Genomic DNA, 21,680 nt, shown 5'->3' with positions numbered 1-21,680 from the left:
GGCGGGCGGTCAGTCGCCGGTGTGCGCGTGTACGGCGGTGACCGGCTTCGACTCCGGCGACGCGTGCTGACGCAGGAAGATGCTCAGCACGATCAGCGTGCCGACGGCGAGGAACTCGCTCTGCCAGTTCTGCATCGACTGGAACCAGAAGTCGCTCGTGCCGAGGAACTCCCACGCGCCGATCGGCGGCGCCCCGCTCTGCAGCGCCTGCTGCTGGTTGTAGTCGGCGGTCCCGCCGAGCAGGTGGCCGACGAACGAGCCGGCGAAGATCAGCAGCAGCGCGATGGAGAGGCTGTTGCGGTAGACCACCAGGGGCAGCCCGCCGGCGCGTACGGGCCAGGGGGAGTCCGGGGTGGCCCGCCGCTCGTCGTCCTCGGGCCGGTCGGTCTGCCCCACCGGCTTCGACTCCGCCGACCCGCGCTGCACCAGGTAGGCGGTGAGCAGGACGTAGCCGCCCATCTGGAGGAACTCCGACTCCCAGTTCTCGAAGACCGACTCCATGAAGTGCCCGGTGCCGAGGTACGCCGGCCAGCTGGTCGGCGCGGCCCCGAACTCGGCCAGCTCCTGGTTGTACGTCTGCCAGCCGAACACGCTCTGCAGGACCAGGAAGACGAGGAAGGCGCCGAACATCGCCACGGTCAGCGCGTTGTCACGCAACCACCTCGGCATGACGACCTCCTCGTCGACGGACCTCCGACCTCCGTGCCCGAAGGGCGCGGCGGGCAAACGCCGCCACGCGGCGCGGGTCAGGGACGGTCGAAGGGGTCGTCGGCCCGGGTGCCCGTGCCAACCTGGTTGGAGAGCAGCAGCCCGAAGGCGAGCATGCCGAAGCCGAGGACCAGGTGCAGCCAGTTGTCGGCGTCGTTGACCGGGATGAAGTTCGCCGCGCTCTCCCGGTCGATCGCGAAGCCGTACAGCCACAGGCCGAGGTAGAGGGCGCCGCCGCCGGCGAGGAAGACCCGGGCCCCGGCGACGCTGCGGGCCAGCAACAGGCCGGCCAGTCCGAAGCCCAGGTGCAGCGCGTTGTGCAGGATCGACACCTGGAACAGGCCGAGCAGCCGGGCCTCGGAGTGGTGGCCGGCGAACGTCATGTCGGCGTAGTTGATGGTGATGCCGGGGATGAACCCGAGCACTCCGATCAGGGCGAAGACCCCGGCCGCGGCCACGGCGGCGAGCTGCACCTTCGGCTTCGGGCCCGCCGGGCCGCCGCGTGCGTGTCGTGCCATCGATTCACCTCCGTGGATCCGCGGAACGCCCTGCCCGCGGCGCCGGCAGCGGGGGAGTGTCCGCCACCGTGCGTGGCGGGGTCGATACGCGATCCGGCGATCCTCCATTTTGTAGCGGTCCGGCGGCGGCCCGCAGGGAAAGTCACGAAGGAGGTATGGAACCGGCAACGCAGGGTAGGTCAAGAGATGCGACGGCAGGAACCGGCCGGCGCATCCCCCCCAGCACACACCCGCGAAGACTTTCCGAGCGGAAGGGAAATCATGACCTACGATCTGTCACCCACGACTTCCACGTACGGCCAGGATTCGAGCAACGGCAGCGGCGTCCGCGAGCAGGCCCGTCAGGTCGGCTCGGAGGCCAAGCACGCCGGCGGCGCCGTCGCCGAGACGGCCAAGGAGCAGGGCCGGGAGGTCGTCGGCGAGGCGAAGCTCCAGGCGCGCAACCTCTACGGCGAGGCCCGCAGCCAGCTCGCCAGCCAGGCCGGCGACCAGCAGCGGCGCGCCGCCGGCGGGCTCCGTTCGCTGGCCGACGAGATGCGCTCGATGGCCGAGCAGGGCGGCCAGGCCGGCCCGGTGAGCGAGATCGCCCGCCAGGCCGCCGACCGGGTGCACGGGGTGGCCGGCTGGCTGGAGCAGCGCGAGCCCGGCGACCTCATCGCCGAGGTGCGCGACTACGCGCGTCGCAACCCGGGGACCTTCCTGGTCGGCGCCGCCGTGCTGGGTGTGCTCGCCGGCCGGCTGACCAAGAACATCTCGGCCGGCGGCGACGGCCAGGGTGGCAACGGCTACCCCGCGTACGGCTCGGGCGCCGGCTACGACCCGGAGCGGACCGCGGTCATCCCGACCCCGCCGGCCCCGCGTGCGGTGCCGGACGCCGTACCGCCGGGCGGCTACCTCGACCCGACCCCGGGCGCGTACGCCGACCCGCAGACCACCACCAGCTACGCCGACCCCGCCGGTGGCGTCGGCCAGCCGCTGCCGCCGGTGAGCCAGACCGACCCGCTGCCGGGCGTGCCGTCGACCGGAACCACCCGTCCGTGAGCCCACGAATCACCCGAAGGGAGGCGGCGGCATGAGCATGCCGACGCAGGGGGCGGGGCTGGACTCCGGCTACCACCCCCACGACGCGGACGAGGTCAGGGGCAGCTCGATCGGTGAGCTGATGCGCCAGGTCACCAGCGACCTGTCGACCCTGATGCGGCAGGAGGTCGAGCTGGCCAAGGCCGAGATCCGCCAGGAGGGCAAGAAGGCGGGCAAGACCGCCGGCTTCTTCGGCGGCGCCGGCTTCGGCGGCTACATGGTGGCCCTCTTCCTGTCGCTGGCCCTCTGGGCCGGGCTGTCCAACGTGATGGACGCCGGCTGGGCGGCGCTGATCGTGGCCGTCATCTGGGGCGCGATCGCCGCGGTCCTCTACACCAAGGCCAAGAAGAGCGCCGAGCACATCCGCGGCCTCAAGCAGACCAACGACAGCGTGCAGCGGATCCCCGACGCGCTCAAGCCCCACCCGCAGGAGGTCACCCGATGAGCACCGACCCGGACCAGATCCGCCGGGAGATTGAAGCCACCCGGAACAACCTGAGTTCCGACGTGGACGCGCTGGCGTACAAGGTCAGCCCCGCCCGCATCGTCGACGACCGCAAGCAGCGGGCCCGCAACGCACTGCAGAATGTGAGGGACAAGGTGATGGGAACCGCTTCCGACCTGGGTCACAGCACCAAGCACGGCGCCCACGCAGTGGGCGACCACGCCTCCTCGGCGGCGTCCACCGTGAGCGACAAGGCCCACTCGGCCGCCTCGACGGTCAGCGACAAGGCGCACTCGGCGGCCTCGACGGTCAGCGACGCCGCGCAGCGGGCGCCGCACGTGATCCGGCAGAAGTCCGAGGGCAACCCGCTGGCCGCCGGCCTGATCGCCTTCGGCGTCGGCTGGCTCGCCTCCTCGCTGATCCCGGCGACCCGCCGCGAGCAGCAGGTGGCGTCGCAGGTCAAGGAGAAGGCCGGCGAGCACGCCGGGGTGGTGAAGGAGAAGCTCGGCGAGGTCGCCAGCGAGCTGAAGGAGGAGCTGCGCGAGCCGGCGCAGCACGCCACCCAGTCGGTCCGCTCCACCGCCCAGGACGCGGTGCACGCCGTCAAGGACGACACCCGCTCGGCCGCGCACGACGTGAAGGACCACGCGCAGCAGTCCCGCGAACAGGTGCGGTACTGACCAGCCCGATCACCGTACGCCGCAGCTCGCGGCCACTCCCGGAGCACCGTCCGGGGAGTGGCCGCGAGCTGTCGTGTGCGTCCCGGGCGGCTGACGGTGCGCAGAGTCAGCGCAGGTGGCGGCGGAGGGTGCGTTCGAAGTGGGCGGCGCGACGCACCCGGCCCCCCGCGTAGCGGACCCCGCCGAGGAGCACACGCCGGCCGACGGCGAGCCAGCCGCACACGCCGCGCTCCAGCAACCAGAGCGGGGCCGCCAGGGCGGTGGCCGGCGGGAAGACCGCGGCGCCCCCGCCCCGGCGCCGGCCCGCCTCGGCGAGCGCCACCGTGGTCACGGCCGCCCCGAGCAGCAGCCTCGGCCGCCGGGTCGCGACCGCCGCCGCCAGCGCCGGCAGGACCGCGAGCGAGGTGACCAGGCGGGCCGGCTGGGCCAGGTCGTCGTACGCCTGGCGGACCCGTTGGCCCAGGAAGTGGGCGGTGTCCGGCGGCAGCCGGCGTACGTGCAGCCAGGCGGGTGCCGCCTCGGTCCCCCCGTACGCGCGTACGGTGCGGATCAGCTCCAGGTTCTCGAAGAGCACGTCCGGGTCGTACCCGCCCATGGTGAGGAAGGTGCTCCGGCGTACCGCCAGGGTGCCGGGGTAGTCGGCGCCGAGCGCCCGGTTGAGCAGGGTGCGCCCGGTGTCCCACCACGCGTGCCAGGGCAACGGGTCGAAGTAGTTCTGCGGCCGGACCAGGTCCACCCGGTCGAGCAGCCGGTGCACGGCGAGCAGCCCCGCCTCGTCGTACCGGACGTCGTCGTCGGCGATCACCACGTGCTCGTGCCGGGCCGCGCCGACGCCGGTGAGCACCCCGGTCACCTTGCCGTTGACGCCGCGCAGGGCGGGATCCGGCCGCAGGTGCCGGACCAGGCCGCGCCAGGCCTCCGCGTGCCGGGCGAACACCTCCGGCGGCGACCCGTCGACCACGGTCACGTCCACCCGGGCGTTCAGCCAGCGCAGGTAGGCGGTCAGTTCGGCCAGGTCGGCGTCGTCGGTCCAGCGCAGCGGCAGCACGTACGCCAGGGGAAGCCGGCGCCCGTCGGCGCCCCCGGCCGTCGGCGCGCCGGTGCCGTGGCCGTCGCCGCCGGGAGCGGCACCGGCCGGTCGGGCCGGGGCGCTCACGCCTGCCCCGGGCGGCGGTAGACGGAGACGTGCTCGCGGCTGTGGTCGCTGAACGGCCGGCCGGACCAGTCCTCCCACCGGTGCTCGCGGCGCAGCCCGGCCAGCTCGGCCATCAGGTCCAGCTCCGCCGGCCAGGCGTAGCGGTGGTTGGCGGGCAGCAGGTGCACCCCGCCGTTGCCGATCCGGACCTTCGTGGTGGTCATCCGCTGCTCGGCGGGGTGCAGCAGGGCCGCCTCCAGCAGCACCACGTCCTCCGCCACCCGCACCGGCCGCAGCGCGCCGCCGGCCCGGAAGGCGCCCGGGTCGGGCACCCACGCCTCGACGACGAACCGTCCGCCGGGACGCAGGTGGGCGGCGGCGTTGCGGAAACAGGCCACCTGGGCGGCCTGGTCCGGCAGCGCGAAGATCGTGTTGAACGCGAGCACCACCAGGGCGAACTCACCGGGCACCCGGGTCTCGGCGAAGTCGCCGACGGCCACCTCGACCGCGTCCCCGCCGGGCTTGGCGCGCAGCCCGGCGGCCATCTCCGGGGAGCCCTCGACACCGGCGACGGTCAGTCCCCGGGCGGCCAGCGGCAGGGCGAGCCGACCGGTGCCGATGCCGAACTCGCACACCGGGCCGCCGTCGGCGAGCGCGGCGAGGCGCTCCACCGCCGCGTCGGGTGTCAGGTGCGCGTACGTCTCGTCGTAGACGTCCGCGGCGTGCCGACCGTACTCGCTGGCGTCGAAGGACACGGTGCCTCCCGGTGGCGGTGGGTGCCCGCAGCAGGTGCCCGGTTATCGACCGGGCAAACCGGCGCGTCGTTTCGGTCGGGCGGTCCCGGGTAGCGCAACTCGTGCGGGTGGTCGATCCCCGGGCACCCGGGTGGAGGAGACGAGATGACCAGCAACGGAACGAGGTGGGCGCTGCTCGGCGCCACCACCGTGACCGTGGTCGGCGTCGGCAGGGCGGTGGCCCGTCGACGACGCCGGCACCAGCCCGAGCGCCGCGACGGCTGGTACGTGGTGCGGCGCGGGGTGACGATCGACCGGCCGGCGGCGGCGGTGATCGGCTTCTGGACGGACCGGGAGCGGATGGACCGGGCGCTGGCCGGGTGGGCGACCCTGGAGCGGCTCGACGACGACCGGTGGCGCTGCGTGGCGCGGGACCCGGCCGGCGGGGCCACCGAGTGGCGGGCCGAGATCACCGTCGAGAGACCCGGGCGGCTGCGCTGGCGGGTCACCGACGGGCCGGAGCAGGAGGGCACGGTCCACCTGACGCCGGCGCCCCAGGACCGGGGCACGGAGGTCCGCGCCGAGCTGCGGTGGCGCTCCGGGCCGCTGCGCCGGGCGTTCGGACTTCTCGGCGGCGACGACCCGGACCAGGCCCTGCGGGACGCGCTGCGCCGGGTGAAGGCGCTTGTCGAGTGCGGCCAGGTCGTCGACACCCGGCGGGACCCGTCCGGGCGCGGCCCGGCCCAGGAGAAGGCGACCGACAAGGTGCGGGAGAGGCTGAGGACGGGAGGGCGGGCATGAGGGCGCTCTGTTGGGAGGGCGTCGGCAAGCTGGCCGTGCGCGACGTGCCGGAGCCGCGGATCCGCGCCGAGGGCGACATCATCGTCAAGGTCGGCGCCAGCAGCGTGTGCGGCTCCGACCTGCACCTGATCAACGGATTCCTGCCGGCGATGCGGGAGGGCGACGTCCTCGGCCACGAGTTCATGGGCGAGGTCGTGGAGACCGGCCCCGGCGTACGGCGGCTGCGCGTCGGCGACCGCGTCGTGGTCGGTTCGGTGGTGGCCTGCGGCGGCTGCTGGTACTGCCGCACCGAGCAGTACTCGCTCTGCGACAACTCCAACCCGCAGCCGGTCTTCACCGAGAAGCTCTGGGGCCACTCGCCGGCCGGCATCCTCGGCTACTCGCACGCCGCCGGGGGCTACTCCGGCAGCCACGCCGAGTACGTCCGCGTGCCCTTCGGCGACATCGGGGCGTTCACGGTGCCCGACGGGGTGCCCGACGACTCGGTGGTGTTCGCCTCCGACGCGATGCCCACCGGCTGGATGGCCGCCGACTTCTGCGCACTGAAGGGCGGCGAGGTGGTCGCGGTCTGGGGCGCCGGCGGGGTCGGCCAGATGGCGGCCCGGTCCGCCCAGCTCCTCGGCGCCGAGCGGGTGATCGTGATCGACCGGCTGCCGGAGCGGCTCGCCACCGCCGCCGACCGGCTCGGCGTGGAGACGGTGAACTACGCCGAGACCGACGTGCTGGAGGCGCTGCGGGAGATGACCGCCGGCCGGGGGCCGGACGCGTGCATCGAGGCCGTCGGCATGGAGTCGCACGACGTCGGGCCGGTGTACGCGTACGACAGGGCGAAGCAGACGGCCCGGCTGCAGACCGACCGCCCCACGTCGGTCCGGCAGGCGATCATGGCCTGCCGCAAGGGCGGCACGGTGAGCATCGTCGGCGTCTACGCCGGCCTGGTGGACAAGTTCCCGCTCGGCGCGGCGATGAACAAGGCGCTGGTGCTGCGGATGGGGCAGATGCACGCCCAGCGCTACATCCCGATGCTGCTGGACCGGATCGCGGCCGGCGAGATCGATCCCGGTTACCTGGCCACCCACCCGATGCCGCTGGAGCAGGGCGCGCGAGGCTACGAGATGTTCGAGAAGAAGGAGGACGGCTGCCTGCGCAGCGTCCTGCACCCGGCCTGAGCGTGATCGCGACCGCACCGCCCCGGGGCCGTCGAGGTCCCCGGGGCGGTGTCGTGTTCAGGCCGTGCGGCGGACGTTGGTGACCAGGAACCCGCTCGGCGGCAGCGCCGGCATCCGGTGCAGGCTCAACGCCAGGTCCTGCGGTGGCACGTCGTACCGCATCGTCGTGGTCAGGTTCGTCACCGCCCGCTTCATCAGCTCGATGGTGATCCACTCCCCGGGGCAGCGGTGACCGGTCAGGTGCTCGCCGCCGCCCTGCGGCACGAGGGCGAACGGGTCGCCCCGCCAACCGGTGAAGCGCTCCGGCCGGAACCGCTCCGGTTCCGGCCAGAGCGCCGGGTGGTGGTTGGTGCCGTACAGGTCGAGCAGCACCCGCCGGCCGCGCGGGAAGTGGTAGCCCTGCCAGTCGAACGAGCGCCGGACCCGGGCGGCGGCCACGGGGAAGAAGGGGTAGTAGCGGCGTACCTCCTGCACGAAGGTCTCGGCGGCCTCGTCGCTCTCCCGGACCCGTTCCCGCCAGGCCGGGTGGTCGTGCAGGGCCAGCGCGGCGAAGACGATGAAGCGGTCGACGGCGACCGTGGGCCGCAGCACGTTGAGCAGCTCGACGGCCGCGATCCGGCGGGGGAGCAGCCGCCCGTGGGCGTCGCGGTGCTCGGCGACCACCCGCAGCGCGCTGCCGTCGGGGGCGGGGAGCGTGCCGGCGCGCTGCCGGTCGACGAACCGGCCGATCCAGCGTTCGCCCCGGCGGCGGCCCCACAGGCCACGCCAGTGCTGGGGGCCGAGCGCCGCCGGCCCCTCGATCATCGCGTGCAGTTCGGCGGTACGCCGGTCCACCTCGGAGTTCGCGAGCGGCACGCCGGCCCAGGCGCAGACCGCGCGGGTCAGCATCCGGCCGACCTCGTCGTAGAGCACCACCGGCCCGCCCGACTCCCAGGACGGGACGCGGGCCCGCCACTCGTCGTCGAAGAGCTGCGCGAGCTGCCGGACCGCGGCCGGCGTCATGATCGACATGAACATGGCCTTGCGGTCGGCGTGGTCCGCCCCGTCGAGGCCCTGCACACCGCCACGGCCGGTGAGGGTGCGCTGCGCCCGCTTCGGCATGGCGCCCGCCCGGACGAAGCGCTCGGTGTCGTAGAAGAGCTCCGCCGCCGCCCGGCCGCGCAGGCAGATGGTGGGCTCCAGCAGCAGCCGGGCCTGGAAGATGTCGGTGCCGTGGCGGTCACAGCGTCGGCCGACGAAGCGGTAGCCGTCGCGCAGGAACGCCACCGAGCTGTCCGGGCTGCGCTCCGTCGGGATGGTCGCCATCGGGCCTCCTGACCGAAGGTGGCGGCCGTTGCCGGCCGGGTCCTGTCCGTACCTCTGCGTCTACCCGGGCCGGCGTGCCTGAACCCCGCCGCCGGGTCGGCCGCGGCGTGGGGCGGGCGGCGGGTGGTGCCGGGGAGGGGCCAGCGGACGACGCGTCTGCTGGCCCCTCCCAGGGACGCGGCGAGCTGGTTTCCTCGGGGAGCGGTCCGCGCCGGTCCGCCGCCGGCACGACCCCGGCGGTGGCCGGGACGGAACGCGGGCGGTCCACCGCAGGACGAGGCCGCCCACGATCGCCACGGGGAGGACACATGCGTGACAACAGGCCGGCGTACTGGCGGCAACGGCAGGCGCGGGAGGCGCTCGGCGCGGCGGGGGAGGTCGCGGGTGCGTCGTTGATCGCGCCGCCCCGCCGCTCGGCCCGGCCGGGCCGGTTCTTCACGGTGCACCTCGGGTTCACCGCCGCCGACCTGGCGTCGGCCCGGGAGTTGGCCGTCGGGTACGCGGAGGCGCTGAGTCTGCTGCGACCCGAGGTGGCCCTGGGCGCGTCGGCGCTGTCGCCGGCCGAGGCGTGGCAGCAGGCCGAACGGTTGTTCTGCGGCGCGTCCGGCCCGGACGGCGAGCGCTGCGCCGACGTCGCCGGCCACCCCGGCTTCCATCACGCTCCGGGACCGGGCGGGCTCGGCTGGGGCGACGGCGACTAGCCCGCCATTCGAGATCACCGATGCGGCAGTCGCGCGTGCGGGCGATGGGAAAGGTCGACCTCGTGCGCGCGGCTGTCGGATATCCGTCGCGGACGCGAATCCGGGAGCGGGCGATCGCATTTGCCGTCATCGAGAAATGGCCGTGCCGGGAATCCCGCGAGCAGTCCATTCCAAAGCGGCGACAGCCCTGCTGAGGAATTGATCTCAGAACCCGTGCCGGAGCAACCTCGCCACCGGCCGCCCGTTTTGTGGCTATTTAGTGGACGAATTCGCGCCGCCTGCGACGCCGAAAGGTCAGCCCCGATCACCAATGCCGGAAGTACCTCGTTTGTTCACCGAGGCAACCGCGCCAGGTGTTCGGGAGGTTGACTTCCCACCAGGCGGAAAACGACCGCTCCTGCGAGTTCGGGGGAATCGCACATGCACGTGATGCTGGCCTGGTTCGCCGACGACAATCTGTCGGAGAGCGCCCGGCGCGCCGCGAGACATCGCTTTGAAACGGCCGTCGCCGACGTGGTGCCCGACAGTTTCGTACGACACGAATTCGGCGCCGACGACTGGGGCGTGACCATCCTGCACCGCAGCGACCAGGGCGCCTACCGATGGCCGGCCGTCGACACCGTCGGGCCGGTCACCGCCGTGTCGCTCGGACTGCCCGTGGGTGTCGACGTGACGGGCGGCCCGGCGGCGCTGGCCGGGCGCCTGCTGGCGGGCGAGGAGGTGCACCGCGAGGTGGTGCCACCATTCGGCCTGCTGGCCCTCGACGCGGCCGGGAACTTCGCCCTGCAACAGGACTGGATCGGCATGTGCCGGGTCTTCACGGGCGGGTCGGCCGGCCTGACGGCCTTCTGCACCCGGCCCAGCCTGCTGGCCGCGTTCCTGCACGGAGACCTGCGGCCCGACCTGGACGGCTGGGCGTCATACACCCTCTGCGGGCACTTCGGCGGCGACAGCTCCCCGGTGCGGGGCGCCCGACTGCTCCGTCCCGGCGAGCGGGTGACCGGCCGCCGGCGCGACGGCGGCGGATGGCAGCTCACCACCACCACGAAGTACGCGACCGACGACGTGGTGCGGGACGGGCTGGCGGCGCAGGGCCGACCGGTGACCGAGCTGCTGGACCGTGCCGCCGACGCCATCACGACCACCGCCGCCAGCATCCACGGCCTCTACGACGAGGACATCACCCTCGGGTTGTCCGGCGGGAAGGACTCCCGGCTCATCGCCGCGTCACTGATCGCGGCCGGCCGGACCCCCAGGTTCCTGACCAACGAGGACACCCGCGCCGAGGGCGAGGTCGCCCGCGAACTGGTGCGGATCCTGCGCGACAAGCGGGGGCTGCACCCCGAGCACACGCTCCGGCTCGCCGGGGCGCGGGCCAACGTGCTCGGGACCGGCCTGCACGAGCGGGCCCGGCGACTGCAACGGCTGACCGACCACCAGTTCCCCTCCAGCTACCTGGTGCGCCCCGCCGGCCCCGGGCGTCTGGTCGACCAGGCCGGCCCGGCGACCTTCACCGGTGCCGCCGGGGAGCTCGCCACCGAATACTGGTATCCCCCGACGGACGACGACGGCGGGCCGTCCCCGCAGGAGACCGCCATCGCCCGGCTGCTGAACGCCGTGCCGGCGGGCGTGGCCGACGCGGCCGTGGTCACCGCGGAGCAGGAGAGGATCCGCGGCCTGCTCGACCACGGCAGCGGGCTCGGCCTGCACGACCTGCGCCTGGTCGACTACATCTACCTGGTGGAGCGGGTCCGCCGCTGGTACACCTCCGCCTACGCGATCGGGATGGTCACCCCGTTCCTCTCGCCCGGCTTCGTCGCCGCCACCTTCGCGTTGACTCCCGGGCAGAAGCGCGAGCGGCTGATGCACACCGGGCTGATCGCCCGCCTGGTGCCCGAGTGGGCACAGGTCCCGTTCGTCAGCGTCTCCACCGGCCCGTCCACCGCCACCCGGGTGTGGGAGGGCGACGGCCTCCAGGCCATGGCCGAACTGCTGGACACCGCCCACGGCCCGCTGACCGGTCTCGTCCGACGGCCCGCCGTGGAGAAGGCGCTGCGCACCGCCGCCCGGGGCGGCCGACCCGACCAGCGGACGCTGCAACAGTTCACCTGGCTGGCGCTCGCCTCCGAGCAGCTCGAACCCGACACCACCCGGCCCGCCACCGGCGCCGCGTACGCCCGGATCACCGCGCCCCCGCAGCAACGTCAGCCGGCCGGCGGCGCGGTCGCCCGACTGCGCTGGGTCAAACGGACCCGGCTCGGTGGCCGGCTCTGGTCGGCGGTGGCCAAGCGGGTGCGGCCCCGGCGACCGAGCCAGTGAGCGGGCCCGCCAGCGGCCGCTGGCCCCGCCCCGCCATTTGACCGACCGCCGGTACGGGGCCGGGTACGCGGAGCGCCCGGCCCCGTACCGGCGGTCAGGGAACAGCCGGCCCATCGACGGTCGTCGGCTTCCCCGGCTCGTGGAGCGGCACCAACCCGTTCCGCCGCTGACCTGCGCCGCCACCTGACGGCCGACCGTGCGGGCCGGGCGCGGTCGGTCCGGCCCGCACGCTCGGGCAGGCAGCGGTCGGCCCGACCTCAGTCCAGGTCGAACTCGCCGTCCTGGGCGCCGGCGACGAAGGCGTCCCACTCGGCCTGGGTGAAGACCAGGACCGGGCCGTCCGGCTCGGCGGAGTTGCGCATGCCGATCAGGTCGTCGACGAAGGCGACCTCGACGGCGCTCTCGGAGGTGTCGCCCTCGGCCCGCTGCCAGACCGCCCGGGAGAGGTCGAAGTCACCCTTGGGGTGCGAAGCCATCGTTCAGTCCTCCAGTGCCAGGGGGTCATGAGGGAAACACGTACGGTTTCCCATCGGGCAGGATAAGCGGATGCCGAGCCTGACCCGTGTAGAGGCGACCGCGCGTGGCGCGGCGATCACCGTCGAGTCCTATCAGGTGGACCTCGACCTGACCGGCGACGGCGAGCGATTCCGCTCCGACGTCACCATCCGCTTCCGGGCGACCCCCGGCGCGGAGACCTTCGTCGAGGTCCAACCCGCGAAACTGCTGGCGGTACGACTCAACGACCGCGACGTCGACCCGGCCGCGCTGGCCGACAACCGGCTGCCCCTGACCGGGCTGGCCGAGGCCAACACGCTCACCGTCGCCGCCGAGATGGCGTACTCGAACACCGGGGAGGGGATGCACCGCTTCGTCGACCCCGCCGACGGCGAGACCTACCTCTACGCGCTGTCCTTCCTGGACAACGCGCAGCGCATCTTCGCCGCCTTCGACCAGCCCGACCTGAAGGCCCCGGTCACCATGTCGGTCACCGCCCCGCCGGAGTGGACCGTCGCGGCCAACGGCCAGCTCGCCGCCACGCCGCGCCCCGGGCGCTGGGAGTTCGCCCCGACGGCGCCGCTGGCCACGTACTTCGTCTCGCTGATCGCCGGCCCCTGGCACGTCCGGCGCGGCGAGCACGACGGCATCCCGCTCGGCGTCTACTGCCGGCGCTCCCTGGCGGCGCACCTGGACGCCGACGCCGAGGAGATCCTCACGGTCACCGGGCAGTGCCTCGACCGGTTCCACCAGCTCTTCGCCGAGCGCTACCCGTTCGGCAAGTACGACCAGGCGTTCGTGCCGGAGTTCAACGCCGGCGCGATGGAGAACCCGGGGCTTGTCACCTTCCGCGACGACTACGTCTTCCGCTCCGCGGTCACCGACACCGAGCGGGAGCAGCGCGCCACCACCATCGCCCACGAGATGGCGCACATGTGGTTCGGTGACCTGGTCACCATGCGCTGGTGGGACGACCTGTGGCTGAACGAGTCCTTCGCGGAGTACCTCGGCACCCGGGTGACCGCCGAGGCGACCCGCTTCGACCAGGCCTGGACGACCTTCGCCCTGCGGCGCAAGGCCTGGGGCTACGCGGCCGACCAGCGCCCCTCCACCCACCCCGTGGCGCCCGAGGAGGTCGCCGACGCCGCCGAGGGCCTGCTCAACTTCGACGGCATCTCGTACGCCAAGGGCGCCAGCGTGCTGCGGCAACTGGTCGCCTGGCTCGGCGACGACGTCTTCCTCGCCGGCCTCAACGCCCACTTCGCGAAGCACCGGTTCGGCAACGCCACCCTGACCGACCTGCTCGGCAGCCTCGCCGCGGCCGCCGGGCGGGACCTGTCCGGCTGGGCGGAGCGCTGGCTGCGTTCGGCGCAGGTCGACACGCTGCGCGTCGAGGTCAGCGTCGACGCGGACGGCCGCTACAGCCGGGTGGCGATCCGGCAGAGCGCCCCCGACTCGTACCCGGTGCTGCGCCCGCACCGCATCGGCGTCGGCCGGTACGCCGCCGACGGGACGGTCGTCCGGACGGAGGTCGACCTCGACCCGGACGCCGACGGCGGCCGTACGGTGCTGACCGGGCTGGCCGGCGAGCCGGCGGCCCGGCTGCTGCTGCCCAACGACGGCGACCTGACGTTCGCCAAGATCCGGCTCGACCCCGCGTCGGCGGACGCCGTGCCGCTGGTGCTGCCCGGCCTGGCCGACCCGCTGGCCCGGGCGCTGCTCTGGGGCGAGGCGCTGGACGCCGCCACCGACGGGGAGCGTCCGGTCGCCGGCCTGGTGGCCCTGATCTCCGCCGCCCTCCCCGCCGAGACCGAGGTGATCATCGCCGAGGACGTGCTCACGCTCAGCCGCTCACTTGTCGACCGCTACCTCGACCCGCCCGCCCGCGAGGCCGCCCTGGCGCAGGTCGCCGCCGCTTGTCGGAAACTGCTCGACGGCGCCCCGGCGGGCGGCTCGCTCCAGCTCGCGGCGGCCCGGGGCTGGATCGCCGCCAGCACCGACGCCGACCGGCTGGCCGGCTGGCTCGCCGGCCGGGACGTCCCGCCGGGGCTCGCGGTCGACGCCGAGTTGCGCTGGGCGCTGCTGCTGCGGCTGGTGGTGCTCGGCGCGGCCGGTGCGGCGGAGATCGCCGCCGAGGCTGCGGCCGACCCGAGCGCCGCCGGTGCCGAGCGGGCCGCCCGCTGCCGCGCGGCGCTGCCCGATCCGGCCGCCAAGCGGGCCGCGTGGGAGATCGTCGTGTCGAACACCGACCTGTCGAACCGACTCGTCGAGGCGACCGCGGAGGGGTTCTGGCAGCCGGAGCAGACCGAGCTGACCGCCGGCTACGTCGAGCGGTACTTCGCCGACATGCCGGCCGCCGCGCGGGCGCGTACGCCCTGGGTGGCCGACCACGTCGCGAGACTGGCCTTCCCCCGGCACGCCGTGGCGCAGCCCACCCGGGAGGCGGCCGCGGCGCTGCTGGCCCGCGACGACGTCACCCCCGGCCTGCGCCGCGTGGTGACCGACGCCGACGACGACCTGCGCCGCGCCCTGGTCGCCCGGACGGCGGTCGCCGCGGCGGCGGCCTGACGGCCGACGGGGTGGTCGCCGCCCGCCACCGTGGGGGCGCCGAGGCCGGGCCGCCGGACGGGACGGTCCGGCGGCCCCCCGGGGCCGCCGGTTCCGCCCGGCCTAGGATCGCGGGGTGGAGGAAGACATCCGGCGGGTCGGGATCATGGGCGGCACCTTCGACCCGATCCACCACGGGCACCTCGTCGCGGCCAGCGAGGTGGCGGACCGGTTCGGGCTGGACGAGGTGGTCTTCGTCCCCACCGGCCAGCCGTGGCAGAAGGCGGACGAGCCGGTCAGCCCGGCGGAGGACCGCTACCTGATGACGGTCATCGCCACCGCCTCCAACCCGCGCTTCCAGGTCAGCCGGGTGGACATCGACCGGGGTGGGCCCACCTACACCGTCGACACCCTGCGTGACCTGCACGCCGAGTACGGCCCGAAGGTGCAGCTGTTCTTCATCACCGGGGCGGACGCGCTGGAGCGGATCCTCTCCTGGAAGGACCTGGACGAGATCTTCGAGCTGGCCCACTTCATCGGGGTGACCCGGCCGGGCTTCGAGTTGACCGCCGCGCACCTGCCGGCCGACACGGTGAGCCTGGTGCAGGTCCCGGCCATGGCCATCTCGTCCACGGACTGCCGGGCCCGGGTCGCCCGGGGGGAGCCGGTCTGGTATCTGGTGCCGGACGGTGTGGTGCAGTACATCGCCAAGCGACGCCTCTATCAGCAGTGATTCGGCCCGTTATGGGGCGGTTCGGGCGGGTAACGCGCCAGAACTGACGAGTCGGGATTCCACCGGGTGTGAGACGCTTGGAGGATCGCACGGTTGATCGAAGGAGAACGGTGACAATTTCCGAACGCGCCCACGAGTTGGCCATCGCCGCCGCCCAGGCCGCGGCCGACAAGAAGGCGCAGGACATCGTCATCATCGACGTGGGCGACCAGCTCGCCATCACCGACGCGTTCCTGCTCGCCGCGGCTCCCAACGAGCGTCAGGTGCTCGCCATCGTCGATGCCATCGAGGAACGGCTGCTGGAGCTGCCGGAGAAGGCCAAGCCGATCCGGCGCGAGGGCGAGCGGGGCGGCCGGTGGGTGCTGCTCGACTACGTCGACATCGTGGTGCACGTCCAGCACACCGAGGAGCGCGAGTTCTACGCCCTCGACCGGCTCTGGAAGGACTGCCCGACGATCCCGTTCGTCGACCGCGACCTCGTCGACGCCGAGTCCGGCACCGGCTCCACCACCGCGGAATGACCCGCCTGATCATCTGGCGGCACGGCAACACCGACTGGAACGCCGCCAGCCGGGTCCAGGGGCAGACCGACGTACCGCTCAACGACCTCGGCCGCGAGCAGGCCCGCACCGCGGCGCCCCTGCTGGCCGGGCTGCGGCCCGACGCCATCGTGGCCAGCGACCTGAGCCGCGCGGCGGACACCGCCGGCGCGCTGTCCGTGCTGACCGGGCTGCCGGTGCGCACCGACCCACGGCTGCGGGAGCGCCACTTCGGTTCCTGGCAGGGGCTCGCCCTCACCGAGGCCGCCGAGCGCCATCCCGCCGAGTTCGCCCGCTGGCAGGCCGGCGACCCGGACCCGGGCGCCGGCATCGAGACCCTGGACGACCTCGGCAAGCGGATGGGCGCGGCCCTGTCCGACGCCGCCGACGCCGTACCCGGCGGCACCGTGGTGGTCGCCACCCACGGCGGCGCGGCCCGGCAGGGCTGCGGCCACCTGCTCGGCTGGGAGCACGCCGTCCTGCGCACCATCGGCGCGCTGCAGAACTGCCACTGGACCGAGCTGCGCCACGACGCCACCCGGGGCTGGCACCTGCGCGCCCACAACGTCGGCCTGATCACCGTCCCGGCCACCGAGGCCGTCTGACCCGGGCGTTCCCCGACGACATCGGCTAGCGTGCCGGGCATGCCCGTCGCGGTCGTCACCGACTCCACCGCCTACCTCCCGCCCGAGCTGCTGCGCGTGCACCGGCTGACGGTGGTGCCGCTGGCCGTCGTGCTCAACGGCGCCGAAGGGCTGGAGGGGGTGGAGACCACCCCCGCCGACGCCACCCGGGCGCTCGGCGGCCGGCGCGTCTCGGTGAGCACCTCCCGCCCCGCGCCGGAGCAGTTCGCCCAGACGTACCGGGAGCTGTTCGACGCGGGCGCCGACGGGATCGTCTCGGTGCACCTGTCGGCCGAGCTCTCCGGCACGGTGGAGGCTGCCCGGCTGGCCGCCGCCGGGTTCGACGACCGGGTCGCCGTGGTCGACAGCCGCTCGACCGGCATGGGCCTCGGCTTCCCCGCCGTCGCCGCCGCCACGGCCGCCGAGCGGGGCGGGGACCTGTCGGCGGTACGCGACGCCGCCGTCGACGCCATCGCCCGTACCAGCATCTGGTTCTACGTCGACACGCTGGAATTCCTTCGCCGGGGCGGCCGGATCGGCGCCGCCGAGGCGCTGCTCGGCACCGCCCTGTCGGTCAAGCCGATCATGCACATGCCGGCCGGCGCGATCGTCCTCCGGGACAAGGTGCGTACGGCCAGCCGGGGCGTGGCGCGGCTGGCCGACCTGGCCGTCGAGGCCGCCGGGGACGCCGACGTCGACCTGGCCGTGCACCACCTCGCCGCGCCGCAGCGGGCGGAGGCGCTGCTGGAGGCGCTGACGGCCCGGCTGGGCGACCGCCTGCACGACTCGTACGTCTCGGAGGCCGGCGCCGTGGTCGCCGCGCACGCCGGGCCCGGCCTGGCCTGCGTCGTCGTGCACCGCCGGCCGCCGGTCAGCGGCTAGGGTGTCCTAGCCGACCGTGATCGCTGTCGATCACGCGGGGCAGCGCCGACACCGGCCCGGATGCCATCGTGACCCGATGAAGGACGACCTGCACAGTTACCTCAAGGGCGGCCGTGACGCGCTGCTGTGGAAGCTCGACGGGCTCAGCGAGTACGACGCCCGGCGCCCGCTGACCCCGACCGCGACCAACCTGCTCGGTCTCGTGAAGCACGCGGCGGCCATGGAGATCCTCTACTTCGGCGTCGTGTTCGGCCGGCCGTTCGCGCAGGAGCTGCCGTACGTCGGCGACGGCGCCGAGGCCAATGCCGACATGTGGGCGACCGCGGACGAGAGCCGCGAAGAGATCTTCGCGTTGTACCGTCGCGCCAGCTCCCACGCCGACACCACCATCGAAGCCCTCGCGCTCGACGACGTCGGCCGGGTGCCGTGGTGGGGCGACGCCACGGTCACACTGCACCGCGTCCTGGTCCACGTCGTCGCGGAGACACAACGGCACGCCGGCCACGCGGACATCGTGCGCGAGCTGATCGACGGCGCGGCCGGGCTGCTGCCCGGGAACGACAACCTGCCACCCGCTGACGAGCCGTGGTGGCGGGACCACCACCAACGGGTGGAGCAGGCTGCCCTCGACGCCAGCAACCGCTAGGACGGGGCAGGTGAGCGGTCCGGGTCCCGACGCGCTGAGCTGCGGTTCCTCGCCGCCCTAGCACATCACCCGCATGATCAGGCGGTTGTCCACAGGCGGCGCCGTCATCCACAGCCGTACCCCGGCCGGCCGCGCGCCCCGGGCTCGCGGACCTAGCTTCGCGTCGTGTCAGAAGACGAGGAGACGGTGGTCCGGGAACGACTGCGCCAGCTGGTGGCGGGCTGGCCGTCGAGCGCCGCACCGGCGCACCCCGGCGGGTCCGCCGATCCCCTGGAGCGGACCGGCGAACCCGTCGGGCCGTTCGACGACCGTCAGGGGCCGGCCGGGCTGTCCGGCGATCATCGGAGGCTCGCCGGGCTGTCCGTCGACCGTCCGGGCTCGGTCGGGGTGCCGGAGCCGGTCGTAGCGCTGCCGCCTCGTACACCGGCGTCGCCACCGCGCACAACGGCGCTGCCGTCCCGCACAGCGGCATTGCCGGTCGGCGCGGCGGCGGCGCCGGAACCCGACCCGCCGGCCCGGGCCCCCGAGGCCGGTGTGGCGTCCCGGTTGCCGGGGCCCGGGGCGTTCGACCCCGGCCGGCGGGGAGTGCGGGCGCTGGCCGCCGTCGCCGTGCTGGTGGTGCTCGGGGCCGGCTTCTGGGCCTGGCGGTCCCGGCCGCAGACCGAGCCCGTCCGCCCGGTCGCCACCGCCGAGGCACCCGATGCGACGGTGACCGGCCTCGCGGAACCGGCCGCCACGTCGGCCGGCGAGCTGGTGGTCGCGGTCGCCGGCAAGGTACGCCGCCCCGGGCTGGTCCGGGTGCCGGCCGGCGCGCGGGTCGCCGACGCCGTGGAGGCGGCCGGCGGGGCGCTGCCGGGAGTGGACGTGGCCCTGCTCAACCCCGCCCGCAAGGTCACCGACGGGGAACTGATCCTGGTCGGCGTCGCGGCACCCCCGGGCGCGCCACCCCCGCCCGGGGCGGCTCCCGGCGGCGCGCCCGGAGCGCCCGGCGCGGGCGGCCGGCTCAACCTCAACACCGCGACGCTCGCGCAGCTCGACGCGCTGCCGGGCGTCGGGCCGGTGCTCGCCCAGCGCATCCTCACCCACCGCGACCAGCAGGGCGGCTTCCGCTCGGTCGGCGACCTGCGCCAGGTCGACGGCATCGGCGACGCCCGCTACGAGCAGCTCAAGGACCTGGTGACGGTGTGACGGCGGGCAGCGCGCTGGGCTCGCCCGGCCCCGGCCCCGGCCCTGGCTCGGCTGGCTCCGGCTCGGCTGGCTCCGGCCCGGCCGGCTCCGGCTCGGCTGGCTTTGGGACGTCCGGCGCCGATGCCGGGGGCGATCGGGTCGCGGCCATCGACCTGCGGCTGGCCGGACTGGCGGTGGCCACCTGGCTCGCCGCGCTGGCCGGGCTGCACCTGACCGTCGGCGAGACCACCCTGCTGGCGGCGGTGGCCGCCGGGGCGGCCGGGCTGGGCGGCCTGCACCTGGCCGGCGTCCTCGGGCGGCCCGCCGGGCCCGTCCGGCGGTACGGCTGGATCGCCGTCGCCGTGCTGATCGGCGTGGTCTGCGGCGCGACGGCCACCGCCGCGCGGCTGTCCGTCCGCGACTCCGGTCCCGTCCGCGCCCTGGTCGAGGAGCGGGCGGTCGTCACCGCCGAACTGGTCGTCCGCGACGATCCCCGCCCCGTACGCGGCGTCGCCGGGCGCCCGGCCACCCTGCTCGTGCCGGCCGAGCTGACCTGGTTCACCGGGCCGGACGGACGGCGGGTCGCGACGCCGGCCCGCGTGCTGGTCCTCGCCACCGATCCCGCCTGGCGGGGGCTGCTGCCCGGTCAGCGGCTGACCGCCGAAGGACGGCTCGCCGCCCCGCGCGGCGGCGACCTGACCGCGGCGGTGCTGAGCGCGGCCGGACCGCCGGTGCCGCACGGGGCCGCCCCGTCGGCGCAGCGCGCCGCCGGATCGTTGCGGGCCGGCCTGCAACGCGCCTGCCTGCCGCTCCCCGACGAGCAGGGCGGCCTGCTGCCCGGCCTGGTGGTCGGCGACACGAGCCGGCTGCCGCCCACCGTCGAGGAGGACTTCCTCGCCACCGGCATGACCCACCTGAACGCGGTCTCCGGTGCGAACGTTCGTTAGGGGTAGTGCTACGGTAGCACGTCATGGGAGATGCGAAACCGGGTCTACGCGCCGCAGTCATCGCCATCATCTACGCCCGGGTGAGCGACGACGACAAGAGGCAGCGTCGGTCGGTCGGCGAGCAAGAGCAGGAGTGCCAGCAAGACGCAGCCGACCAGGCATGGACCGTTGCCCGGGTGTTCGTCGACAACGACCGCTCAGCCAGCCGCTACGCCCGCAAGCAGCGGGAAGAGTACGCCAAGCTGCTGGACTACCTCGCCACTGAGCACGTAGACGTGCTGATCCTGTGGGAGTCGTCGCGCGGTGGTCGAGAGCTTGAAGGCTGGGCAGGCTTGCTCAACCTCTGCCGTCGCCGTCGAGTCCGCATCCATGTGGTTACCCACCGGCGGACGTACGACCTTGAGAACCCCCGCGACTGGCGCACCCTCGCAGAGGACGGCGTCGACTCGGCGTACGAGAGCGAGAAGACGCGAGAGCGCATCTTGCGATCGGTGCGTGGCAAGGCTGCCAGCGGGCAGCCGCACGGGAAGTTGCTCTACGGGTACCGGCGGACCTACGACGACCGGGGGAACTTCATCGCCCAGGTCATCCACGACGAACACGCCGAGGTAGTCCGGGAGGCTGCCCGGCGGGTGGCCAGCGGGGAACCGTGCCGGTCGATCGCGCTGGACTTCAACGCCCGAGGCATCCCCACGCCGAGGGGTGGCGCGAAGGGTTGGACGCTCAGCCAGATCGGCCGGATGTTGCAGAACCCCGGGTACATCGCCAAGCGGGTACACCTCGGGAAGATCGTGGGCGATGCGAAGTGGCCAGCGATCCTCGATGCCGAGACGTACGCGGTGTGCCGGTCGATCCTGACGGACCCACGGCGGAAGACGCAGCGAGACACAGCCGTGCGCCACCTGCTCTCAGGACCCGCGCTCTGCGACGTGTGCGACTCACGGATGCGGGTGCAGAAGAACCGGACGCACTACGCCTACGTGTGCGCCGAGCGGTTCTGCGTCTCGGTGAAGACCACGGTTCTTGAGCAGTTCGTGGTGGCCGTGCTAATGGCTCGGCTGTCCCGGCCGGATGCGCTCGACCTGCTCAACCCTGAACGCGAGGTCGGTAGCCGCCAGCAGGCAGGCGAGGAAGCCAAGCGCAAGCGGGAGAGGCTTGACGAGTGGTACGCCGCAGCCGCACGCGATGAGATCACCCCGGCCGGTCTCGCAGCCATCGAGCGGACGTTGCTCGCCGAGATCGAGGATGCCGAGCGGCGGGCGGAACGTGTCGATGTGCCGCCGTTGGTGCGGGACCTGGTCGGCCCCGACGTTGAACAGAAGTGGGAACGACTGACCATCGGCCAGCAACGCGAGGTGGTGTCGCTCCTGCTTGAGTTGCGCGTCGGCAAGACGTACCGGGGTGCTCGGTCGCTCGACCCTGCCCGGCTGGGCAACTCTCGGTGGCGGGGGGACTTGCAGACGTGGGCTGAGCGAGGGTTGGTCGAAGCACCGTAGGGCTCTGACG

Annotated in this window: 21 protein-coding genes and 1 pseudogene; 16 read left to right on the top strand and 6 right to left on the bottom strand. The window is 74.0% G+C overall.

Going from position 1 to position 21,680, the window contains the following annotated elements:
- Positions 1-9: 9 nt before the first annotated feature.
- Together AB0B83_RS08695 and AB0B83_RS08690 are read right to left on the bottom strand one after the other, a co-directional pair.
- On the bottom strand, positions 10-669 hold the full coding sequence (locus AB0B83_RS08695) for a DUF6766 family protein (protein WP_357577641.1): 660 nt from the start codon (positions 667-669) through the stop codon (positions 10-12).
- 77 nt (positions 670-746) lie between these two features.
- Positions 747-1,226 (bottom strand): DUF4383 domain-containing protein, encoded by a 480-nt coding sequence (locus tag AB0B83_RS08690; protein ID WP_311413765.1) that lies wholly within the window; start codon positions 1,224-1,226, stop codon positions 747-749.
- A 261-nt stretch (positions 1,227-1,487) separates the two neighbouring features.
- On the opposite strand from AB0B83_RS08690, the gene AB0B83_RS08685 reads away from it, so the two are divergent.
- Genes AB0B83_RS08685 through AB0B83_RS08675 form a run of 3 tightly spaced genes read left to right on the top strand, consistent with a single transcriptional unit; the run spans position 1,488 to position 3,431 of the window.
- On the top strand, positions 1,488-2,267 hold the full coding sequence (locus tag AB0B83_RS08685) for a hypothetical protein (RefSeq protein WP_357577640.1): 780 nt from the start codon (positions 1,488-1,490) through the stop codon (positions 2,265-2,267).
- Between the two features lie 31 nt (positions 2,268-2,298).
- Complete coding sequence (locus AB0B83_RS08680) at positions 2,299-2,751, top strand: phage holin family protein (RefSeq protein ID WP_132240440.1); 453 nt, start codon at positions 2,299-2,301, stop codon at positions 2,749-2,751.
- Positions 2,748-3,431: a DUF3618 domain-containing protein gene (locus tag AB0B83_RS08675; RefSeq protein ID WP_357577639.1), complete on the top strand. Its 684-nt coding sequence runs from the start codon at positions 2,748-2,750 to the stop codon at positions 3,429-3,431. The genes AB0B83_RS08680 and AB0B83_RS08675 overlap by 4 nt, the downstream gene beginning before the upstream one ends.
- 106 nt (positions 3,432-3,537) lie before the next feature.
- On the opposite strand, the gene AB0B83_RS08670 is transcribed toward AB0B83_RS08675, so the two are convergent.
- Both AB0B83_RS08670 and AB0B83_RS08665 read right to left on the bottom strand, forming a co-directional pair.
- Positions 3,538-4,587 (bottom strand): glycosyltransferase, encoded by a 1,050-nt coding sequence (locus tag AB0B83_RS08670; RefSeq protein ID WP_357577638.1) that lies wholly within the window; start codon positions 4,585-4,587, stop codon positions 3,538-3,540.
- Positions 4,584-5,321: a class I SAM-dependent methyltransferase gene (locus tag AB0B83_RS08665; RefSeq protein ID WP_357577637.1), complete on the bottom strand. Its 738-nt coding sequence runs from the start codon at positions 5,319-5,321 to the stop codon at positions 4,584-4,586. Before AB0B83_RS08665 ends, AB0B83_RS08670 begins: the two co-directional genes overlap by 4 nt.
- 144 nt (positions 5,322-5,465) lie before the next feature.
- Between AB0B83_RS08665 and AB0B83_RS08660 the strand changes: the two genes are divergently transcribed.
- Positions 5,466-6,101: an SRPBCC family protein gene (locus tag AB0B83_RS08660; protein WP_357577636.1), complete on the top strand. Its 636-nt coding sequence runs from the start codon at positions 5,466-5,468 to the stop codon at positions 6,099-6,101.
- Positions 6,098-7,270, top strand: a complete 1,173-nt coding sequence (locus AB0B83_RS08655; RefSeq protein WP_357577635.1) for a zinc-dependent alcohol dehydrogenase — start codon at positions 6,098-6,100, stop codon at positions 7,268-7,270. The genes AB0B83_RS08660 and AB0B83_RS08655 overlap by 4 nt, the downstream gene beginning before the upstream one ends.
- Positions 7,271-7,327: 57 nt before the next feature.
- Here the strand turns inward: AB0B83_RS08655 and AB0B83_RS08650 are convergent, their stop codons facing one another.
- Positions 7,328-8,575 (bottom strand): cytochrome P450, encoded by a 1,248-nt coding sequence (locus AB0B83_RS08650; RefSeq protein WP_357577634.1) that lies wholly within the window; start codon positions 8,573-8,575, stop codon positions 7,328-7,330.
- A gap of 308 nt (positions 8,576-8,883) precedes the next feature.
- Between AB0B83_RS08650 and AB0B83_RS08645 the strand changes: the two genes are divergently transcribed.
- Together AB0B83_RS08645 and AB0B83_RS08640 are read left to right on the top strand one after the other, a co-directional pair.
- Complete coding sequence (locus AB0B83_RS08645; RefSeq protein ID WP_311413774.1) at positions 8,884-9,276, top strand: hypothetical protein; 393 nt, start codon at positions 8,884-8,886, stop codon at positions 9,274-9,276.
- A gap of 420 nt (positions 9,277-9,696) precedes the next feature.
- Positions 9,697-11,595: a hypothetical protein gene (locus tag AB0B83_RS08640; protein WP_357577633.1), complete on the top strand. Its 1,899-nt coding sequence runs from the start codon at positions 9,697-9,699 to the stop codon at positions 11,593-11,595.
- Positions 11,596-11,852: 257 nt separating this feature from the next.
- Here the strand turns inward: AB0B83_RS08640 and AB0B83_RS08635 are convergent, their stop codons facing one another.
- Entirely contained in the window at positions 11,853-12,071 is a 219-nt protein-coding gene (locus AB0B83_RS08635; protein WP_088992395.1) for a DUF397 domain-containing protein, read from the bottom strand.
- Positions 12,072-12,141: 70 nt separating this feature from the next.
- Here AB0B83_RS08635 and pepN point away from each other — a divergent pair, with 70 nt between their 5' ends.
- The 9 genes and pseudogenes from pepN to AB0B83_RS08590 all read left to right on the top strand — a co-directional run bounded on the left by pepN (position 12,142) and on the right by AB0B83_RS08590 (position 21,670).
- Positions 12,142-14,658: an aminopeptidase N gene (gene pepN, locus AB0B83_RS08630; protein WP_357577632.1), complete on the top strand. Its 2,517-nt coding sequence runs from the start codon at positions 12,142-12,144 to the stop codon at positions 14,656-14,658.
- Positions 14,659-14,773: 115 nt separating this feature from the next.
- Positions 14,774-15,370: a nicotinate-nucleotide adenylyltransferase gene (gene nadD, locus AB0B83_RS08625; protein ID WP_357577631.1), complete on the top strand. Its 597-nt coding sequence runs from the start codon at positions 14,774-14,776 to the stop codon at positions 15,368-15,370.
- A gap of 110 nt (positions 15,371-15,480) precedes the next feature.
- Entirely contained in the window at positions 15,481-15,891 is a 411-nt protein-coding gene (rsfS, locus tag AB0B83_RS08620) for a ribosome silencing factor (RefSeq protein WP_132240430.1), read from the top strand.
- On the top strand, positions 15,888-16,514 hold the full coding sequence (locus AB0B83_RS08615) for a histidine phosphatase family protein (RefSeq protein ID WP_357577630.1): 627 nt from the start codon (positions 15,888-15,890) through the stop codon (positions 16,512-16,514). Before rsfS ends, AB0B83_RS08615 begins: the two co-directional genes overlap by 4 nt.
- A 39-nt stretch (positions 16,515-16,553) precedes the next feature.
- Positions 16,554-17,414, top strand: a complete 861-nt coding sequence (locus tag AB0B83_RS08610) for a DegV family protein (RefSeq protein ID WP_357577629.1) — start codon at positions 16,554-16,556, stop codon at positions 17,412-17,414.
- A gap of 76 nt (positions 17,415-17,490) precedes the next feature.
- Complete coding sequence (locus tag AB0B83_RS08605; protein ID WP_357577628.1) at positions 17,491-18,060, top strand: DinB family protein; 570 nt, start codon at positions 17,491-17,493, stop codon at positions 18,058-18,060.
- 165 nt (positions 18,061-18,225) lie between these two features.
- Entirely contained in the window at positions 18,226-19,248 is a 1,023-nt protein-coding gene (locus tag AB0B83_RS08600; protein WP_357577627.1) for a ComEA family DNA-binding protein, read from the top strand.
- A 146-nt stretch (positions 19,249-19,394) separates the two neighbouring features.
- Positions 19,395-20,185 (top strand): annotated as a pseudogene (locus AB0B83_RS08595) (ComEC/Rec2 family competence protein); the annotation flags it as partial.
- A 12-nt stretch (positions 20,186-20,197) separates the two neighbouring features.
- On the top strand, positions 20,198-21,670 hold the full coding sequence (locus AB0B83_RS08590; RefSeq protein WP_357577626.1) for a recombinase family protein: 1,473 nt from the start codon (positions 20,198-20,200) through the stop codon (positions 21,668-21,670).
- Positions 21,671-21,680 lie beyond the last annotated feature (10 nt).

The organism is Micromonospora sp. NPDC049060 (assembly GCF_040649055.1).
Lineage (GTDB): Bacteria > Actinomycetota > Actinomycetes > Mycobacteriales > Micromonosporaceae > Micromonospora > Micromonospora reichwaldensis.
Note: the sequence above shows the minus strand (reverse complement) of the source record. Positions and strands in the feature narration are given on the sequence as shown.

What these genes read in the sequence shown, in the direction of transcription:
- AB0B83_RS08695 (WP_357577641.1), bottom strand. Translation starts at nt 669, where the DNA reads ATGCCGAGGTGGTTGCGTGACAACGCGCTGACCGTGGCGATGTTCGGC.
- AB0B83_RS08690 (WP_311413765.1), bottom strand. Translation starts at nt 1,226, where the DNA reads ATGGCACGACACGCACGCGGCGGCCCGGCGGGCCCGAAGCCGAAGGTG.
- AB0B83_RS08685 (WP_357577640.1), top strand. Translation starts at nt 1,488, where the DNA reads ATGACCTACGATCTGTCACCCACGACTTCCACGTACGGCCAGGATTCG.
- AB0B83_RS08680 (WP_132240440.1), top strand. Translation starts at nt 2,299, where the DNA reads ATGAGCATGCCGACGCAGGGGGCGGGGCTGGACTCCGGCTACCACCCC.
- AB0B83_RS08675 (WP_357577639.1), top strand. Translation starts at nt 2,748, where the DNA reads ATGAGCACCGACCCGGACCAGATCCGCCGGGAGATTGAAGCCACCCGG.
- AB0B83_RS08660 (WP_357577636.1), top strand. Translation starts at nt 5,466, where the DNA reads ATGACCAGCAACGGAACGAGGTGGGCGCTGCTCGGCGCCACCACCGTG.
- AB0B83_RS08655 (WP_357577635.1), top strand. Translation starts at nt 6,098, where the DNA reads ATGAGGGCGCTCTGTTGGGAGGGCGTCGGCAAGCTGGCCGTGCGCGAC.
- AB0B83_RS08650 (WP_357577634.1), bottom strand. Translation starts at nt 8,575, where the DNA reads ATGGCGACCATCCCGACGGAGCGCAGCCCGGACAGCTCGGTGGCGTTC.
- AB0B83_RS08645 (WP_311413774.1), top strand. Translation starts at nt 8,884, where the DNA reads ATGCGTGACAACAGGCCGGCGTACTGGCGGCAACGGCAGGCGCGGGAG.
- AB0B83_RS08640 (WP_357577633.1), top strand. Translation starts at nt 9,697, where the DNA reads ATGCACGTGATGCTGGCCTGGTTCGCCGACGACAATCTGTCGGAGAGC.
- AB0B83_RS08635 (WP_088992395.1), bottom strand. Translation starts at nt 12,071, where the DNA reads ATGGCTTCGCACCCCAAGGGTGACTTCGACCTCTCCCGGGCGGTCTGG.
- pepN (WP_357577632.1), top strand. Translation starts at nt 12,142, where the DNA reads ATGCCGAGCCTGACCCGTGTAGAGGCGACCGCGCGTGGCGCGGCGATC.
- AB0B83_RS08615 (WP_357577630.1), top strand. Translation starts at nt 15,888, where the DNA reads ATGACCCGCCTGATCATCTGGCGGCACGGCAACACCGACTGGAACGCC.
- AB0B83_RS08610 (WP_357577629.1), top strand. Translation starts at nt 16,554, where the DNA reads ATGCCCGTCGCGGTCGTCACCGACTCCACCGCCTACCTCCCGCCCGAG.
- AB0B83_RS08605 (WP_357577628.1), top strand. Translation starts at nt 17,491, where the DNA reads ATGAAGGACGACCTGCACAGTTACCTCAAGGGCGGCCGTGACGCGCTG.
- AB0B83_RS08590 (WP_357577626.1), top strand. Translation starts at nt 20,198, where the DNA reads ATGGGAGATGCGAAACCGGGTCTACGCGCCGCAGTCATCGCCATCATC.